Origin of the sequence: Acinetobacter sp. UBA6720 (assembly GCF_002454215.1) — a bacterium.
In the GTDB taxonomy this organism is placed as follows: domain Bacteria; phylum Pseudomonadota; class Gammaproteobacteria; order Pseudomonadales; family Moraxellaceae; genus Acinetobacter.
In genome coordinates, this window is sequence record NZ_DKIK01000029.1 from 1 (window position 1) to 20,170 (window position 20,170).

Sequence of the window (20,170 nt, forward strand, 5' to 3'; positions counted from 1 at the left end):
ACTTCACACCAACTTCATATTGTTCCCCTTCTTCTGGGTCCAGCAGCGTACCATCTGCACCAGCATCACTCACAGGAAAGAAAGAGGTTGCATAACTCACGTAAGGGGCAAACATATCATTAATCTGATACATCAAAGATGCATTACCCGTAAAGGCATTATCTGAATTTTTCAACAACTTATTCTTGAAGATATCTTCAACTTCGATCTGTGTCCAATCATGACGACCTGATAAGCCTAAGATCCAATGATCATCAATTTTAAAATTATTACGTAGATATACACCCATATATTGGGTGTCGGTAATTTGGTGAGCAATTGTTGTTGTTGCTTTTGGAATTGCAGTGTAAACAGGATTATTGGCATTAAAAGATGACAAACTATTGCGACGGCGTTCATAGTCACTACGCTCATGCATCATATCTAAACCAATCATTAAATCATATTGGGTTTTGCCCCAGTCGAAATGACGTGACACATTATTATCTAATGCAAAATTTACATCATCTTTAATCTGTCTTTCCACCGTCCGTTTGATGGTCGGTAATGTGTTATTACTCCCCGCCAATACAGGATTATTATCTGCATCGGTTGTAGTGACTGCAAAATTTTGCTTAAAGGTCCAGCCATTATCAAAATAATGTGCATAGTTCGAACCTAAGCGCAAAACATCAACCGTATTGCTTAAATTCGGCGCGCCAAAAAACAAACTCTGTGAGTAATTTTTATAAGCACCATTACTATAAGGAATCCCTTGCTGGCGAATAAAATCCCGATGTTGATAGCTGGCAATCACAGACAGTTCGTCTTTCTCGCCTAAATCAAAATTATAAGAGGGCNNGGCGCAATATAATAATTTTTATAATAAACATAATCTGTTGGATCATCCTGATCAGAGGCATGACCCACTACACGAAACGCACCCTTTTCGCTGTCATTTGGTGCATAGTTAATGTCAAATGTTCCATCAATCAAAGCATTGCTACCATAGCTTACACTGCCACGATAAGAAGTCTTTGCCTCAGGACGCTTAGTGGTTAAATTGACTAAACCACCTGGTAAGGCAAAGCCAAAACCTGTCGATGTTGGCCCTTTCACCACCTCAATCGACTGCAAGCCAGTGATGTCTTCTGAACGTAGGGCATTATCCGAAGTTTGAATACGCAAGCCATCGACATAAGTCTGCGCGCTGGAAACTTGTCCACGAATAATAAAGTCATCCCAGCCACGACGCCCATACTGTCCTGCAGTGACCCCTGCCACACCCTGCAAGGCTTCAGACAGTGTTTTCGCTTGTTTTTGTTCGAGTTGTTTTGCACTAATCACGCTGATTGATTGTGCTGTTTCAAAAAGTGGGGCATCTGAACGCAAAACAGCTGATGCAGTTTTTGCCGCATACGCATCTTTCGCATCTTGTTTTTGAGCTTCAAATTGTAAAGTGGGTAAAACCTTCGATGATGTCGTTTCCTCTACCTCGCTCTGAGCAAAGGTTGGCGTGGTCATTACAGCAAGAATGGACAAACTCAGATAAGAAATATGAAAACGCATAGCATCAATCAACAAACAGAAAGAATCTCAATTATAATCATTTTCATTTGCAAACATATTAATTAATAGAATTTAACAATGATTTAAACTGTTAACACTCATTAAATTTATAAATAAGAATTCAAGTGCCTGAAAAATAATGATCCAGATTAAGCATGTTGCTTATATCGTAGGGGCTTTGCCTTCACACAGATTAAACAAGCATGCCCTCAAGACAACTGAAAATGTTTTCAGCATTAGCAAACTAAGTATTTATTTTTAAGATAAATTTTATCGTGCAGGTTCAAGCGCACTTTGAACCCAACTTAAACACAATAAACCGTTTAACCTTGCTGTTCATCAGCACTATCTGCTTTGTACTGGTCTTCCAGTACGTTACTGAAAATACTTTCAATCATCCAAACCCGATACAGACTATTAAAGACATAGCTCTGACCATCAACACGCAGTTCAAGCACGGGAAAATCGGGTTGAGACTTCATTTCACACAAGATATCGTTTTCTTTGAGCTTGGTCTCTACATTGTCAACACTCAACGCTGTAATATCGAGCTCCTGCATCAAATGATCAAAATGTGCTTTATAAGATAAATCCTTACCTTGAGTCCAAACCGTTTTCAATATCCGATACATGGCATCAATACGTTGCTCTTCGGGCACACTATAAAATAACTGTGCCATCGCCAAAGTTGCCACTTGGGTCGGGCGACAAAACGGCGTGAACTGTACTTCTGTTCGCTTAGACAACCGCGTTGCCAAACTCCAGTCAAACCAGTCTCGACCATGATAACTCAGTGGGTAAACATTAAGCTGAATATTATAATAATCTGCCAGCTCTTCTTTGATATAAGCCAACAATAACCATGAAATCGGATCTTCAAGTGCAACGTATAAATCCAACTCAGGATCAAGTGCCTGAATTTCATTTAACTCTTCCGCATCACTAATCAAATGCTCACGCCAATCTATATGATTGATTAAGAAAATCGGATTATCGGTAAATAGTTTTTGTTGTTTTAAACGGCGGGTTAAACGTAGTAGATCATCAACAGCATGATATTGGCGGTCACCGAGTTGAAAGTAGCTCGCCAGTACCACATCATCATTAAAAATACGTTCTGGAAAGTTTTGCTCCTGATGATGACGACTGGCCATCGCATATAAAGTCCGCAGTTTCCCCTCTTGCTTTTGCCATAACATATGAAACACGTCTTCGAGCAAATACAAAAAGTCCTGCCCACGTAGCGGCGTAAGTCGCAAAATAGTTTCTGCTTGGCTTAATGCCTCTATACTGGGTTGCTCTGGGGTTTCATGAAAACTAAAACGGTGCTGACGCGACAGAATTTTGGCATCATTTAAACAATAAGTCTGCCATTCCAATGCCGACATCTGATTTGGCGGTTCAGCAGCCTGACGAGAAATGACCACCGTCAATGGTTTTAGTTCATCCGCTAAAATTTCTTCAATTTGGGGTAACTGCTGAACGGCTAAATAGCTGTATACATCGTCGAGGCGTAAATGAATACTCAAGCCTTGTTCTGTAGATACGACCGTTTGACGAATCGGTTTTTGGTAAAACCAACGCGATCGAATCGGATCGAACCATCGACGCAACAGTGACATGAGCAAAGCCTCTACATTAAACCCTTGAAAGTACTACAAGGGTTTATATCAATTCACAGCAAAATGATCAATTAGACATCTAAATTTAGATCAGTTACCGCGCCTTTTTCTGCACCAGTGGTCAGTTTTGCAAACTTGGCCAAGGCCCCATAACGATAATTCGGCTGCGGTTTCACCCAAGCCGCTTGACGCGCAGCGATCTCATCTGCCGAAACATGCCACGTCATTTCGCGGGTTTCTGCATTAATCGAGATTTTATCGCCATTTTGCACCAAACCAATTGGCCCACCTTCATAGGCTTCTGGGGTTACATGACCAATGACAAAACCATGACTGCCACCAGAGAAACGACCATCCGTGATCAGTGCCACAGATTTACCGAGACCTTTACCAATAATCGCTGAGGTCGGTTTCAGCATTTCTGGCATGCCCGGCCCGCCTTTAGGCCCTTCTCCACGAATCACCACCACTTCACCCGCTTGGACTTCACCGTCTAAAATGCCACGCATCGCACCGATTTCACCTTCAAAGACACGCGCTGGCCCTTCAAAGTACAGGCCTTCTTTACCCGTGATTTTAGCCACAGCACCTGTTGGAGATAGGTTACCTTTAAGCACCACCAAGTGAGAGTCTTTTTTAATAGGCGCGTCGAAGGGTAAAATAATCTGCTGACCTTCTGGATAGTCTTCAACCTCAGCCAAATTTTCTGCCAAGGTCTTGCCCGTTACCGTTAAACATGAACCATCGAGCATGCCAGCATCCAGCATGCGTTTCATCAACGGTTGAATGCCCCCAATCGCAATCAGCTCAGACATCAAATATTTACCAGATGGGCGCACATCGGCCACTACGGGAATATCTTGCCCGATACGGACAAAATCATCCAAACTCAGTTCAACCCCAGCAGTATGTGCCATTGCCAGCAAGTGCAGCACGCCATTGGTCGACCCCCCCAAGGCAATCAGCACTTTAATCGAGTTTTCAAATGCAGCTTTGGTCATGATATCGCGTGGTTTCAAATCTAAGCGCAGCAAATTCATCACCGCTTCGCCTGCTTTTTGACAGTCGATCCGTTTGTCATCTGAAACCGCTTCTTGTGCAGAGGAGCCCGGCAAACTCATGCCCAAGGCTTCAATCGCAGAAGCCATCGAGTTTGCAGTGTACATACCGCCACATGAACCCGGCCCCGGCAGCGCCACTTCTTCAATCTGTTTGACTTGAATGGCGCTGATTTCACCTTTGGCGTGCTGACCCACTGCTTCAAAGACTGAAATCATGTCAGTATGCCCTGCGCCCGGCTTGATTGTCCCACCATAAACAAACAAACCTGGACGGTTTAAACGGGCTAAGCCCATGATACAACCCGGCATATTTTTGTCACAACCACCAATGGCAATCACCCCATCATAGGCTTGACACCCCACCACGGCTTCTATCGAATCAGCAATAATTTCACGGCTCAGCAATGAATACTTCATGCCTTCAGTGCCGTTAGAAATACCATCTGAAATGGTGATGGTATTAAAAATAATGCCTTTGCCGCCAGCTTGATTGACCCCTTTCTCAGCCTCACGTGCCAGTTCATTAATATGCATATTACACGGCGTGACATTGGCCCACGTAGACGCAATACCGACAAAGGGACGGGTAAAGTCGGAATCTTTAAAGCCTGTTGCACGCATCATGGAACGTGCAGGCGCATTTTCAATGCCCTCATAAACAGGAGCTGAATGTTCGCGGATATTGTCTTTACTCATTGTATTTGTCCTTAGCGATGGCTGCGTATTGCTCTACAGTCTTGGCAATTTTTTCTGTTTTTATTGTATAGAAAGCAGGCTACACATGAAAGCGACTCGCTAGGTATTACATGAACCCATTTATTGTTGTTTTATCCAAATCAGGTCACATGATGAAGCGACATGGATGTCGCTGTTTCACTGTATGGCAGGGATGCCATATCAGGGAAATAAAGGCATTTTGTTACTTTTGTGCCATCAAAAGTAAAACCTCGTCTACGCAATAAAAGTGCAAATCGTACTGTAAAATGCGACTGTACTATTTTCATCAATCAATAAAAAGAGCACCCCAAATGGAGTGCTCTTTTTAATCAGTCAAAGACTAGCGATTAAATTTCACGAACCGCACCTTTAGACGCACTGGTGGTATGCATCGCATAAGCTTTTAAGGCTTTAGAGACTTTACGTGGACGTTGTTCAGCAGGTTGCCAGCCTTTAGCTTCTTGCACTTCACGGCGCGTAGCCATGGTTGCCTCATCCACAGCTAAGTGAATGGTACGGTTTGGAATATCAATTTCGATACGGTCGCCATCTTCAACCAAGCCAATCGCACCGCCTTCAGCTGCTTCAGGAGACACGTGACCAATAGATAGACCCGATGACCCACCTGAGAAACGACCATCGGTAAGTAAAGCACAATCCTTACCAAGCCCTTTCGACTTTAAGTAACTGGTTGGATACAACATTTCCTGCATACCCGGACCACCACGTGGACCTTCGTAACGAATCACTACCACATCGCCAGCAGTGATTTTTCCACCGAGAATCGCTTCTACCGCAGCATCTTGGCTTTCAAAAACACGTGCGGTGCCGTTGAATTTCAAAATGGAATCATCCACACCTGCTGTTTTGACAATACAGCCTTCAAGTGCAATATTTCCATACAGGACAGCCAAACCACCATCTTGAGAAAAAGCATGTTCCACATTACGAATGACGCCATTGTCACGGTCACCATCTAAACGAGAGTAGTAACGGTCTTGTGAAAATGCCGTTTGCGTCGGTACACCGCCCGGTGCTGAACGGAAGAATTGATACACTTCTTCATCTTCCGTACGGATGATGTCCCACTTATCCAAAGCATCTTTTAGCGTTTTTTCATGAACGGTCGGTACAGATGTATCCAACAATCCTGCACGATCTAATTCGCCCAAAATCGACATGATGCCACCTGCACGGTGTACATCTTCCATGTGTACATCTTGTTTTGCAGGGGCAACTTTACACAGTACAGGCACTTTACGTGACAGACGGTCAATATCTGTCATGGTAAAATCAACTTCTGCTTCATTCGCAGCGGCCAATAAGTGAAGAACGGTATTGGTTGAACCACCCATTGAAATATCAAGGGTCATGGCATTTTCAAAGGCAGTTTTAGTCGCAATTGAGCGTGGCAATAAACTGTAATCATTTTGTTCGTAATGACGTTTGGTGATTTCAACAATCAACTGACCCGCTTTTTCAAATAATTTTTTACGATTTGCATGGGTTGCTAAAGTTGAACCATTGCCTGGAAGTGATAGACCCAAAGCTTCGGTTAAACAGTTCATTGAGTTTGCAGTGAACATGCCTGAACATGAACCACAGGTCGGACATGCTGAACGTTCATACTCAGCCACTTCTTCATCAGTAAAGCTGTCATCTGCTGCGACAATCATGGCATCGACAAGGTCAATCGCGTGTTCATTGCCACGAATTTTCACTTTACCCGCTTCCATTGGTCCACCAGAGACGAAAACCACAGGAATATTTAGACGCATAGACGCCATCAACATGCCTGGGGTGATTTTGTCACAGTTTGAAATACACACCATGGCATCGGCACAGTGTGCATTCACCATGTATTCCACCGAGTCTGCGATTAAGTCACGTGAAGGCAATGAATACAACATGCCGTCGTGTCCCATCGCAATCCCATCATCGACCGCAATGGTATTAAATTCTTTGGCTACACCACCTGATGCTTCAATTTGACGAGCCACCAGTTGACCTAAGTCTTTAAGATGAACGTGACCCGGTACAAATTGAGTGAATGAGTTAACCACTGCAATAATCGGCTTACCAAAGTCTTCGTCTTTCATCCCCGTTGCGCGCCATAAGCCACGCGCACCCGCCATATTTCTTCCGTGTGTCGATGTTTTTGAACGATAGTCAGGCATTATATTTTCCAACAAAGTGTGCTTGAGATGAATGTGCACATTCACTCTGGCTAAAATCTGAGTTCGATGAGTGTCAAACAGTTAAACATAGCATCTCCGTATTCTTTCCCAATATCGTTTCTAGGCATCTCGACCGAAAACAGATCAGGCATCTAGGCTAGACACTACATTTTAACCAATGAGTTGACATTCAATTGCATATTGAAGCTACTATAACCCGTTCACTGACCTTTCAATACAAAACTTCTATGAATAATTTTTAAATTTTGCATGAGTTTTATTTATATAAAATGCAAATCCCCCCTTGGTCTATGCCGAATACCCACAACTTTTTTCTTCATAAAAATATTAATACATCATTCATTTAGACGGTCTTAGTCAGCTTTTTATAATGGTAAAATCAGTAACTGCTCCAGTTTTGTTATAATTGATCTAATCTTGTCATTTTTTTCGAGTCTTTATTGAAAATCATCTTCGCAGGCACGCCCGAATTTGCGGCTGTAGCCTTAGACGCGTTGCTAAAAACAGAACATGAGATTGTCGCGGTCTATACACAACCTGACCGTAAAGCAGGTCGTGGGCAAAAACTGACTGCCTCAGCCGTGAAGCAACTGGCTTTAGCGCATCAAATTCCTGTCTATCAACCACTGCACTTTAAGTCTTCAACGGAAGAGGGTTTGGCGGCTCAGGCTGAACTCAAAGCCTTAAATGCCGATGTGATGGTCGTAGCTGCCTATGGTCTTATTTTGCCACAAGTGGTTTTAGATACGCCTAAATATGGTTGTCTCAATATTCACGGTTCGCTCCTGCCGCGCTGGCGCGGTGCTGCCCCGATTCAACGCGCAATTTCTACTGGAGATGCAGAAACTGGGGTCACCATTATGAAAATGGCGGCAGGATTGGATACTGGCGATATGATGTATAAAACCTACTGCTCAATTGAAGCCACAGATACCTCTGCAAGCTTGCATGACAAATTGGCGATTCAAGGGGCAGAAGCTATCGTTAAAGTGTTGGCCTCTGAAAGCACATTACAGCACCATTTAGAGCAACGTGAAGTACAAGACGAAGCGTTAACAGTTTATGCGCGTAAGTTGTCAAAAGCAGAAGCGCGTATTGATTGGTCATCAACTGCAGCGCAAGTCGACCGTAATATTCGTGCCTTTAACCCATGGCCTGTGGCATTTATTGCACTGGATGAAAATAATAATTTACGCGTTTGGGGTTCAGTACTGTCTACAGAAAACCCCCAAAACCAAACCGCTGGCAGTATTTTAGCCATCGACAAACAAGGCGTGCATGTCGTGTGTGGAGATGGACGAGCGGTGTGTTTAACCGCACTACAATGGCCAGGGGGTAAAACGCTTAACCCTGTACAAATCCAGCAAACTCAAAAATTACAGGTAGGACAAGTTTTAGCATGAGTAAAATTGAACCCGGCACGTCTCACCTAAACCTACGTGCGCAAGTGATTCGTACACTTTTAGCTGTACAACAAGGTCAGTCTTTAGCAAGCGTGCTTCCTCAGCATTTGCTTAAAGTCGCCGATCGTGATCGCGCACTTTTTCATGAGTTAGTTCTCGGAACATTGCGCCAATGGTACGGCTTAAAAAGTATTACTTTGCCACTCTTGGTCAAACCACTGAACAATGAAACAGTTGAAACCTGCCTCTATGTAGGCCTGTATCAGATTTTATGCACCCGTGTTGCAGACCATGCAGCAATTTCAGAAACAGTGACTGCGGTCAAACAGCTCGGCTATCAAGCCTTAAGTGGTGTTGTTAATGCAATTCTTCGCCGTGTTTCACGTGAAACATCTGAATTTCAACACAGCTTAGAACAAGCACATGGCTTACCTAGCTGGCTATTTAAGCGCCTGAAAAAAGATTGGGGCGTCGACACACTTGAACAGCTTTGCCGTGACTTAAAAGGTGTTGCACCTCTAACCTTACGCACCAATGAGCGCGTGGTCAGCCGTGAAGAATACCTCGAAATTTTGACTGAAGAAGATATTGATGCTCATGCCTGTCAGCTGTCTGAAGTAGGGATTGTTTTAGAACAAGCTGTACAGATTCCTGCACTCCCAGGATTTGAGCATGGTGGCTTTTCCGTTCAAGACGAACATGCGCAGCTCTGTGTAACGCTTTTGCCCAACTTAGATGACAAATTCGTCGTTGATGCTTGTGCGGCACCTGGTGGCAAAACAGCACACTTACTGGAAAAATATACACCGAAGAAACTCATCGCACTTGATCAGGATGCTAAACGGTTAGTCCGTGTGGCTGAAAACCTAGAACGGCTTGAGCTCAACCAATACACCAAGGTTGAAATTCTCGCGGCCGACGCAACGACTTGGGAAACATCTGAACCTGTAGATTGCATCGTTTTAGATGCTCCATGTTCAGCCATTGGAGTGATGCGTCGCCATCCTGATATTCGTTTACTGCGCCAATCTACCGACATCCAGCAAACGGTTGAACTACAACAGCAGATCTTGGAACAGATGTGGAAACAGCTGAAAGTTGGTGGCACCTTGTTGTATATCACCTGTTCAATTTTAAAAGCTGAAAATGAACAGCAGATGCAACATTTCTTCGCACAACATGCAGATGCCACAGAAGTGAAAATTCACGCAGATTGGGGTATTGAGCAGATTCACGGTCGTCAGCTTTTCCCGACACCTGACCATGGTGATGGTTTTTATTATTGCCGTATTGAAAAGATTTAAATAAAAAAGGAGCCAAAATGGCTCCTTTTTTATTGTGATGAAATACAAATCCCCATGCCAATATGCACCGTAACCTTCGCGTTTTGTCTTGTTATAATACCGACTAAACTTAAAGCGTACCGCAGTTCTCAGACAAATAGATCGCTTGATCCATCAGACGCTCTGCTGAGGCAAAAATCTCACGCGAATGACGCCAACCCAATTGACGGTATTCAGCAGCGGCCCAAACCAAATTCACTTCCGCTTGTGCCAGTTCTTTATAGGCACACTGAAACCCCGTTTGTACTTTGATGCGTTCAGCGCGCGTCCATAAATCATGACGCATGACTTGGGAAAACGGCAGTATTGCTGTTTCTACACTTAAATTTGCACGCTGGTCTGCATATAAGATGTCTAAGACCTGTTGGTAAATCAATTCAATATTTTGACGCTTCGCTTTTGCACTATAGGCATGGTCAGCATAGCTCAGCCACGCTCGCGCTTTTTCTAACTGATATTTTTCTTTTATATCCGTTGCTTGCCCAAATGCACTTTGTAATTCTACATGCACCTGCTGCTGCGAAGCCTGATAGGTTGAAGGATCTGGGGCTTCGCTAGCATGTGTCAGCACAACACCCACTGCTGTCAGCCATAACAGATGCTTAGTCGCGACTCTCAACATTATTTTGGCTCCAAAGCTTTATTGACTGAGGTTTTATTTTTATTAAATAAGTTTTCGTCAAACTTGAAGCGGAAGCGGAAATATGCGCCATCCATCGTTGTATCACTATCAATTAAATCTTTATCTTGATAGCCAACAAAGTTATACCCCCCAGAGACCCAAAGATTCGCTGCTAGTAGATAACCGACTTCCACTCCAGCCATATATTTGGTTCCATCCGAAACGCTATTCCACATTACTCCAGCATTGACACCTGCATCCCAACGCTCATTAATGTCATACATAAACCGGCTGTTGAGCATTTGCGTCATACCACTGGTTTGTAGAAGATCATAGGTTTCATCGAGGTATTTAACAGCATATTGCCCTGATAAATGAATAGAACGTGTTGGGTGATAATTCATATGATGAGACATGATATAAACATTACGTTCATACGGATCATCAAGCGTTGTTTCATTCTTTTCATAGCGATATTCAATTTTGCTCAATGAGTCAAAACGATTGGTCGCCAAATCACGATATGCAGCACCAACCTGAACACGATCAATGATGCGATCGCCAGAGTCCGCAGACTTATTGTCGGTAATGTTCAGTACATTCTTAGCCAATAAAGTCACTTCGTCTGAATACTTGTACGCGGTACCTAAAGTATTTAAATAACTATCACTTTGATTCGACCAACGCCCTTCTATGCGTGCCACATTTTTCCAGCGTGGATTAGACAGATGTTCAAAGCCGAAGGTTGCCGCCGTTGACTCTAAAGAATTTTTATTTTCACCCTCAAACACTTTCACTTTTTCAAAGCTGGTATTAAAGAATAGACCTTCTTTGAGCTGCCAACGGTTACGCACCCCCATCGCGGCTTCAGCTTCACGTGCACTCATACCATCACGTACACGGTATTCACTGAATACTGAGCCATCACGCATGTATTCGCTGTCTAAACCAAAAACAGTCGTATTACGTTTTTGCGTGTCATTGAGTTCGTATAATCCACCAATACTTGAAATGAACTCATGGCGCGCATAGGCATGAATATTTTTATAGACTTGAGCATCACCACCAACAGCAAATACACGGCGGTCACTATCAGCGATATCTTGCTCATATTCTAAGAAAGCACTTGAGCCATCAAAAGGGAGCGCTGTTTTCAATTTAGCGCGAACCGTAGTGCCGTCATACGGCGTTTCAACACTTTGCGTTGAAGCACTCGCTGCACTCGCCGATTCGTTATAATACCGTGTACCCAGTTCCAAGCTCACTATGCGGTTAATTGCTTTTTCAATTGACGCACTGACGCCATAACGAATACCTTCATTGGCAATATCTTCAGTCCGTACTGCTTCAACACGTAAAATCCCAAATTGATCTAAACGTGCATTCAGTTTCACTGCGCTTTCTTTGCGTCCTGAACTAATCGAAGATGCGGCGTTACGGAAGTTTTCATCCGCCTGTTGATGGTAAGCCCGTAAATCAACCTTGTCATTTTTGTAATCAAGTTCCACACGAGCTGCGGTGCCATCGCCAGATTTGTCTGTACTATTTGATGCATTCACATCGGTTAATTGATCAAGGTTTAACACATCGTGATCAGAGTAGGCATATTCCGCAATGAGTTTAGTTTTATCATTCCAACGAATCACGGTATTGGCACTGGCAATTTTCTCTTGATCCATTGGATCATCATTTTGCACATAAGAACCACCCACCGTCACTTTATCATTCAGCTTATAACGACCATTCACACCTGCAACTGTATATTCTTTACCACCTTGGTCAGACTCAACCGTGATACGTAAATAAACAGGGTTCAGGTTCTCATCAATGCTGCTTAAAGGTGAGGTCAGGTAAATACTGTTGGTATAGGTATCAACTTCATAGTCACTAAAACGGGTTAATGTGCGCTGTGAAATAATCAAGCCAGGATTGTTACGATCACGGACTATCACTTCCACTTTTTCACTATTTTCTAAAATATCGTCACTATCTATACCCAAAGAGTACGGACCAGAAACCCCCATTGCGCGCAATTCATTCACGAGTTGCGTTGCATTGGTACGAGCTGCAAAACCAGAAACTTGGTAACGCTCCCCTTCAGCAGTAGACTTCAGACCTGTCAATGAACGGCTATACTGACCCAATGAAAGCCCTTCATCGTTTTCTGTACGTGTAACATAGTCACCATACATCGCATAAGAGCGGCCTTTATCTACACGGACATAAAGTTTACTGGTAGATTGCGCATCAAAACCTTTGGCAGATGCATCACCATACACGGGATAATATTCATCTGGACGAATATCACGAAATAAGCGCTGATTATTTTCTTTGCTTGAGTCATAAGCCAAAGTCAGTAAATAATCCCCACGCACTTTTCCTTTCAGGAACAATGCGGCGCGACCACGAATGGCCGTTTCACCATCGCCTGAACTGGATAAATCATTCAGTTCTTCTTCAAAGCCATCTTGAGTCGAGCTTTTCGACAGATTTTTTGGGTCGAACTTATTCAGTGCAAATGAACCTTCGATAATCCCGGCAACTAACATTGGACGCAGTTCCGCCAAGAAATGTACAGGTACAGTCTGTTCATAAATACCACTACGAATACGTAGCACACCTGAACCCGCTTCCAATGGCGCGAGTACTGGAACAACAATAGAACCGCCTTCTGCAAAAACTTGAATACCCGGTTTATCAGGGTCTAAATCTTTGAGCTGAATCGTGCCTACCGATGTTTCTATAGTGATAGGGGTACGCGTTGCAACAGGCGTGCCATTACGATCCAGAATCTTCACTATAACTTGATAAACGTCCTTACCATTGGCATAGACCACTTGCTCTACAGACTGTGTGGCCAATTGGCTCATTGCATCGGGTGCAATCACAGTCAATTGCTGTTGGTCACGTAAATTGCCAAAGCTGTCGTACTGACGCACAGAAACCGTATTTTTTCCTGCCGTAAGTGGCACACCAATAAAATCTAAACCCGCAACGCCATGCTCTTGATAGGTGGCTTTTTTACCAATGCGTTTTTCCGAAATTTGCTCGTCATTGACAAACAAACGGATATCCGTACCTAAAGCCCCTTTCACCTGAATGGTGGCTTGTTGGGCTGGCAAGACTTGTTGTTCTTTTAGATTCAAAATGGCAAGTTGGTTCGATTCAGAACGTTGTAATTCCTGTTCTAAATCTAAAATTACAGGCACTTTAACTGGTTCAAGCTGAACCGTTTTCACATCTTTAATCTGTTCTTTTTTATATTCAATATTACAGTTTGCCGAAGCTCCAGAAGCACTAATACAACCACTGGCAGGTTGACCTTGAACATCGGTCACATAACTGCTGAGCGGATCTACCGTTAAGTCCTGACGTAAAGTTTGTTCAAGTGCATCCAGTTGCGCATCAATTTTGCTACGGCGTGCCTCAATTTGTGTAGCCAAAGCTTGGCTACATTCACCCGCAGTATCCGCAATCGCAAAATCGGCACGGTGTAATTCGCCACGTTTTAAATCGACAAAACGGCTGGCAGGATCACCGGCTTGACGGTTACTAATCAGTACCAATTCAGCATTATTCGGTAAAGTGGTATTGTCGACTTTCAGCACATGCGTAATGGGCTTAATGCCATAGAAGTTATATTTCCCTTCACGATCAGTGACCACAAAGTTCCCATCTTCCATGTAAATACGAACGCCTGGTACGCCTAGCTCACCTGCATCTTGCACACCGTTGCGGTTACAGTCGGTAAAGACTTTACCCACCACAAAACCATCTGGACTAAATACTCCAGGTGTAACCTTAACCGCCGCACGTGCTTCATTTGAAGTCGTATTTTTATTGTCCTGCGCATAAACACGATTAATCCCATCGCCACTTAAAGCATTTGGGCCAATGTATACACGGTATTGAATCTTCGCTTCTTGTTTCGGTGTCAGTGTCCCTAAACCTAAAGTTAAATAAGGACCTTTGCCACCCTGTGGGTCATTACTCTTTTGACCATTGACACGCGTAGTGCCTGATACATACACAAAGCCACGTGGCAGAGTATCTTTCATATCGACATCATATAGCGTTGAGTCACCCATATTGGCAACCGTTACCATATAATCTTTAAAGTCACCAATTTCAGCCGTTTTATCGCCCACCACTTCTTTCTTGATGACCAGTTTGTCATTAATTGGCGTCACAATATCAACAGGGTCAATTGGGATATCAATATTAAGTGCCGCATCACCCGTTTTTAAGGTGAAGTTTCCGCCATAAGACCATGACGCATCAACTACGCGATTGTTAAAATTGTTATATACCGTTTTATCGCTGGTAAATTTATAACTGGTTCCACCCGCAATCGTTGAAGTGTCGATATATAAACTATAAGTACCATTCTCGACATAAGGATAAACAAACTCACCATCGCTATTGGTGACTTGCGTTGCAGGAATAGCAACTTTGTCCCCTGTCGTTTCATCTAGTTTATAAGCGACATTGTCAGCAGGCTTACCATTGGCATCCAATAATGTCACGGTTGCACCCGCAACAGGTTGATTGGTTTTCGCGTCAAAAACCACACCATATGGATCAATCAACACATTGGTATCGACATCACTAATGCTGGCCGTAGAATTACCATTTTCATCTAAACAATCAGTTAAACTCACCAGCACTTGATCGCGCTTAACCGTCTGTAAAATTTGGTCATTTTGTATTGCAGTTGCAGATTCCTGCGTTGCTAAAGAGAACCGAAATATGCCTGTATTGATACCTGTTTCAATACCTTGTACGTATTCAATATCACCCGTTTTCGTCGACTGAACTTTAATTTTAACTTTATCGGCACTGCTACGTGTTGCATTACACATGGCACTATTTGCTGCGATATACAACGGCTTGCTTAAACTACCTGTTGCTAAAATACTGGAATAATCTTTGCTGTTATTACTGATGGAAGAACTTCCCCCCACAGTCGTCACGACTTCATTCGATAGCGTTTTTTTAATATTTGAAACTAAGCCATGCTCGACACTAAAGATATTGGAAATCGAGGTACGACTAATATTCGAGTTCATGGTCACAACCAATTCGACACTTTCAGTCGCATTGGCTGCTAAAGCCTGCGGATAAGCCACCACCAAGGTATTGATGAGTGATTTATCGTTCGGAATCTGCTGGGTAAATTTATCTTGCCCTAATGGATATAAAATCAAGGCATTGGAATTATTTGCTTTTACCGATTTAAACGTGGTGTTGGCAGGTAAATCATCTAATAACACCACTGCATTGATGGTCTGTCCATCGACCTCAATCGGTTTTGTACCCGAATTACGTGCAGAGGTATTTTTAATATTTAAGGTATAAGTTAAATCGTAAGACTGCCCAGCTTGTGGTTCAAAACTGCTTTTATTTACAGATTTGGTTGCGATGAGCTGTGGCAAGAAACTCACCAATCCATTCACGGCATCAGCAACCACTGTAGGCTCTTCAATGACATAAGCACGAAGTGGCAGATCAACGTTTTGACTGTCTTTTAAACTAGTTGATGAGTCTGCAACGACCCATAAGTCAACTTTTTGACCACTTTCTAAAGTGAGATGCCCCGTTACCAATAAGTCTGAACGATCAAACTCACCATTTTGATTACTGTCGACATATATTTTTATATTGGATAATTCTGCAACCGAAGTAGGATCAATTGAAATCTCGGCTTGCGCATTACTATGGTTGGTTAACGTATTTAACCAAATGACTTTATCACCCGCATTGATTTCTTGTCGCGCAGGTGAAGTCAGACTAATCACGTACTGTGGTGTAATCGTGACTTGAACAGTATTTGAAACGGCCTGACCAATCAAACCGTCCCTTTGTACAAAACTTGCATACGCAGTATTGGTAATATTTTGCCCAGCAGCAGGCATCACAGCATAAGCGTGATTTACCAAAGCCATAGCGGTCGCTAAGCTTGAGAAAATAAGCTTGATCTTATGATTCTGTAACGGCTGAACTCGTTTAATCACGAAAATACCCCAATACCGAGCAAAAGCAAATGAATGGGATAGGCACGAAAAAATGCCTATCCACAAAAGTTGTTATTAATGTTATGGCTTAATTATTGTCCATCGACCTTGACGCTGAACTTCATCGTCACGGTTTCAGAAGGTGCCAAGGCAAATTTCGAAGACTTCAAATTATTTGTAGTATTCGTCACTGTCCCTTTTGACACAGGTTCTAAAGCCGCAACTGGCGTTGAGCCCAAAGTGGTGTAACTTGGCACTGCATCGGTAATTTCAACATCAGTTACTGCTTGGTTACCGTCGTTCACCGCTTTAATTTGGTAAATGATACAAGCACCTGGTTTTGCCTGAAGAGTCGAAGTACCAAAGCTACCATCTGGCGTACCATCACAAGCAGCATCAAGTGCTTGTAGTTTTTCCAAACGTACCTGACCAATGTTGACTGTGGTCTTGTCTGTTACAGTAACTGCTGTTGGAGCTACCGTACCATTGAGATCACCTGTCGGCGTTACCGTAATGATCGACAAGTCGGCCTGACCTGCTGTTGCATTACTTGGCGCTTCAACTTTGACCAAGATGTTGATACTTTCTTTTGGAGAAAGACCATCTGCACCGTTAGTTGCCGTTAACCATGCATTAAGGTTAGTACCTGTAACCAACTCACTCGCATCTGCAATACCGTCATTGTTTTTATCAACATAAACAGAAGTTACAAAGCCTGTGTTTGATGGATCATGCGTAACTGTAAACGGAAGTGTGCTACCACCAGAAACACCCTCTACAACGTTACCGTTGTTGGTTAAAGTGTGTTTATAAACAATGGTACCACCTGGTGCTACCTGACCTTGTTGGTCGGCCAAGAACGACAGTCCACGTACTGCCTCTACCGTCAAGTGATCTTTCATCTTGTCGGTTAAGCCTGTCGCAGGAGAGTTAATCGTAAAGACGATATCTTGGCTATTAGTAGGAGTCGCATCCGCTGAAGGTGTTACTTTGGCACAGAAATAAGCCGTTGCATTTGGCTGAATTGCGCCTGTGTTGGTTACTTTAGTTGATGTACATACACCACTTGAGTCCGCAACAAAGTATTCAACTGTCCAACCAGATGGCAATGCTTGCTCAGTACCAAAATTATAGTTATCTGATGTTGAACCATGATTTGTTACAGCAATAGGGAAGGTAGCCGCCACACCAGGTTTAGTTGTTACGGTAGTTACAACATTACCAGAAACGTAAGCACCCTCACCCGTTAAGCCTGTATCGTCTTCAGTATAGTTTTTATTACCTTTACCGTTACTTAAATCGACTTTTGACGCTGTGATATTGGTAATTCTTAAAGTCACCGTATCTGAAGATGCAGGGGCATGTACAGGTGTAATGGTTAAGATTGTATCTAGACCAGGTGCTGTAATCGGGCCTGTATAACCATTTGGCAAAGTAATACGTGCAGAGATTTCAAGATGACCACCAGATGCCAATGGACCACTATCCACACTTGCATCACCATTAGTATCAGTTAATGGGGTATTACCATCTGATTTTAATAGCTCAACAATAGAACCCGCAGGTAATGCAGATTTATTAACTGTAATGTTATAGGTTTCAGATACGTTACCCAGATTGTGAATCCAGATATCTTCTGTAGAGCTTGAGGCACCAAATAAAACAGGAGAACCTTGTACTGCTGTTGTAGTGATCAAGTCATCTTTAGCGGTATTACCAGATACTTTTTGTGCATCCGAATAAGTATCGGTCGCGTTATCGTTGATCGTACCTGTATAAGTAGACTGTACAGTGACATCATACGGGTTAGTTGGTTGAGAAGTCTCAGTGCCTGGACCATCTGGATCAAATGTCGCAATGTTGGTAATTTTTCCTGCAGGAGCAGTACTATCTACCGTCACTTGGAAGGTTAATTTGCCCGTACTGTTGCGCGCCACAGAAGCAAGCACCAACTGCACTTTATTGCTCGTAAATTCGTATTTCGCTGCTGCCGCCGCTTCATCACCAGTCGCATCGGTCAATGCCGCAGTCTGACCGCTCCAACGTGCTGAACCTGCAACATAAGTCACACCTGTAGGTAAAACGTCTTCAATAGTTAAATTGGTTGCGTCTGCATTACCCGTGTTTTTATAGGTTAATTCATACGTTACAGTATCGCCACGTGCCACTGCCGTTACATTGGCAGACTTCGTCACTTGAATGACCGCACCTGAAACAATCGTTACGGTGTCCGTATTCTTTTTGGTTTTGTCTGCTACGACAGTAATGTACGTGCTTGCTGCAGACAGTTCTAATTGACCCGTATTGCCAGCTGTAGCTGTTGCGGCTGTTGTACCAACCACCACCAAGCCTACAGACTCACCAGCATTTAAAGTCACTTTTTGCCCAGCCAAATTCGTACCATTGTCTGGCACACCATCCTTATTCGCATCTAAATAAATAGCAATGTTCGAGAAGTCAAAATTATCCCCTGTCACATTCGCTAAACTTAGCGTGAATTCATCCGTTCCGTTACCCGTATTGGTCAATACGTGCGATAAAGTCACTACACCATTCGGGTTAGCAGTTGCGGTACGGTTCTGCTCAAGTGTGAAGCTACCCACTTGTAATACAGTCGTTTTTACTTCATTCGACGTCACTGTACGTGTAGTCGATGTGCCATCCACATACGATGCCGTAGCAATGTTACTAATATTCGTTCCCGCAGCAGGTGCAGCTGCATGCGTGGCACCTGTAGCGAAGAAAGCAAAGCCACCCAGAACTGTCGCAATAGACAAATAAAGGTTATTTCGCTTTGTTGTTTTCAAATTCATAGACATGAAAGTCCCCCGACTCCATCGGAATGATGTGTGTGAAATTTAGAAATTAATCGTTTGAAGTATTTACTTTGGCTTGCGCGCTGACCGTTACGGCTTTCTTTGCAGGTAGTTCAGCAATTTGCCACTGTAGAGCGCGGTATTCTTTCAATGGGACATTGACTAATTTGCCGTCTACTTTTTTCTTTAATGGCATTGCTGCAAAGTTGACCCCATCTGTGCTTGCTAGTGCACCTGAAGGTAAACTTGAACCCAAATATTGAGTATCCGCAGGGATAGGTAATGTTGCTTTTAAGCTTTTGATATTCCCTGTAGTGTTGTTGGTATAAGTCGCACGATATTCAATGACATCCTGCGGCTTAATCGAGTCTGCAGCTTTAAACTGTGCATTCCCTTTGTTATCGACAGCTTTTTTGAAAGCTTTAAGCTGAATAGAGACTGGCTCATTATTGGTTGCTGCAGCTACAGCCATCGCATTGGCTGCAACTCCAACAAACATCAGAGCAATTGTCATTTTTTTCAGCATAGAATTTTTGTTTAACATGATTTTATCCATTGCAAACCAATGCGAATTTTTTGTGACACTAATCACTTTCTTTTAAATTAATGCAACAAATCTCAATGCAATATTAAACAAAAAACACACAAACAACCATACATTATTAAAAAAAAATGTTAACTGGTTCTCCTTAATAAAATACAAAGGGATACATACAGTCACACAATAATATTTATCTTATTGTTATTTATTAATATTTATTTTTTTAGTGAGTTTACATAAGGCAACATTGCTGTGCGATACAAAAACTTACATATATAAAAAAAA

Annotated in this window: 9 protein-coding genes and 1 pseudogene; 2 read left to right on the top strand and 8 right to left on the bottom strand. The window is 42.9% G+C overall.

Going from position 1 to position 20,170, the window contains the following annotated elements; genetic code table 11:
* The 4 genes and pseudogenes from B4F08_RS02490 to ilvD (B4F08_RS02505) form a co-directional block, all read right to left on the bottom strand.
* Positions 1 to 1,548: pseudogene (locus B4F08_RS02490) on the bottom strand (TonB-dependent siderophore receptor); the annotation flags it as partial.
* A 323-nt stretch (positions 1,549 to 1,871) separates the two neighbouring features.
* Positions 1,872 to 3,170, bottom strand: a complete 1,299-nt coding sequence (locus B4F08_RS02495; RefSeq protein ID WP_086210368.1) for a hypothetical protein — start codon at positions 3,168 to 3,170, stop codon at positions 1,872 to 1,874.
* Between the two features lie 71 nt (positions 3,171 to 3,241).
* Entirely contained in the window at positions 3,242 to 4,927 is a 1,686-nt protein-coding gene (gene ilvD / locus B4F08_RS02500) for a dihydroxy-acid dehydratase (RefSeq protein ID WP_110974720.1), read from the bottom strand.
* Positions 4,928 to 5,295: 368 nt separating this feature from the next.
* Positions 5,296 to 7,125 carry a dihydroxy-acid dehydratase gene (gene ilvD, locus B4F08_RS02505; protein WP_119063352.1) on the bottom strand — a complete coding sequence of 610 codons (1,830 nt, stop codon included), beginning with the start codon at positions 7,123 to 7,125 and terminating at the stop codon, positions 5,296 to 5,298.
* A gap of 461 nt (positions 7,126 to 7,586) precedes the next feature.
* Here ilvD (B4F08_RS02505) and fmt point away from each other — a divergent pair, with 461 nt between their 5' ends.
* Together fmt and rsmB are read left to right on the top strand one after the other, a co-directional pair.
* Positions 7,587 to 8,549: a methionyl-tRNA formyltransferase gene (fmt, locus tag B4F08_RS02510; RefSeq protein WP_291372954.1), complete on the top strand. Its 963-nt coding sequence runs from the start codon at positions 7,587 to 7,589 to the stop codon at positions 8,547 to 8,549.
* A complete protein-coding gene (gene rsmB / locus B4F08_RS02515) occupies positions 8,546 to 9,853 on the top strand; it encodes a 16S rRNA (cytosine(967)-C(5))-methyltransferase RsmB (RefSeq protein WP_291372956.1) in 1,308 nt (435 codons plus the stop codon). The genes fmt and rsmB overlap by 4 nt, the downstream gene beginning before the upstream one ends.
* 109 nt (positions 9,854 to 9,962) lie before the next feature.
* Here rsmB and B4F08_RS02520 read toward each other — a convergent pair whose 3' ends face one another.
* From B4F08_RS02520 to B4F08_RS02535, 4 genes are all read right to left on the bottom strand, one after another.
* The gene (locus B4F08_RS02520) at positions 9,963 to 10,514 is read right to left on the bottom strand and encodes a hypothetical protein (RefSeq protein WP_110974723.1); all 552 of its coding nucleotides are present in this window, start codon (positions 10,512 to 10,514) and stop codon (positions 9,963 to 9,965) included.
* Complete coding sequence (locus B4F08_RS02525; RefSeq protein WP_291372959.1) at positions 10,514 to 16,528, bottom strand: SdrD B-like domain-containing protein; 6,015 nt, start codon at positions 16,526 to 16,528, stop codon at positions 10,514 to 10,516. Before B4F08_RS02525 ends, B4F08_RS02520 begins: the two co-directional genes overlap by 1 nt.
* A gap of 92 nt (positions 16,529 to 16,620) precedes the next feature.
* A complete protein-coding gene (locus B4F08_RS02530; RefSeq protein ID WP_291372961.1) occupies positions 16,621 to 19,347 on the bottom strand; it encodes a DUF7507 domain-containing protein in 2,727 nt (908 codons plus the stop codon).
* A 46-nt stretch (positions 19,348 to 19,393) separates the two neighbouring features.
* Positions 19,394 to 19,888, bottom strand: a complete 495-nt coding sequence (locus tag B4F08_RS02535) for a hypothetical protein (protein ID WP_291372963.1) — start codon at positions 19,886 to 19,888, stop codon at positions 19,394 to 19,396.
* Between the last annotated feature and the right edge of the window lie 282 nt (positions 19,889 to 20,170).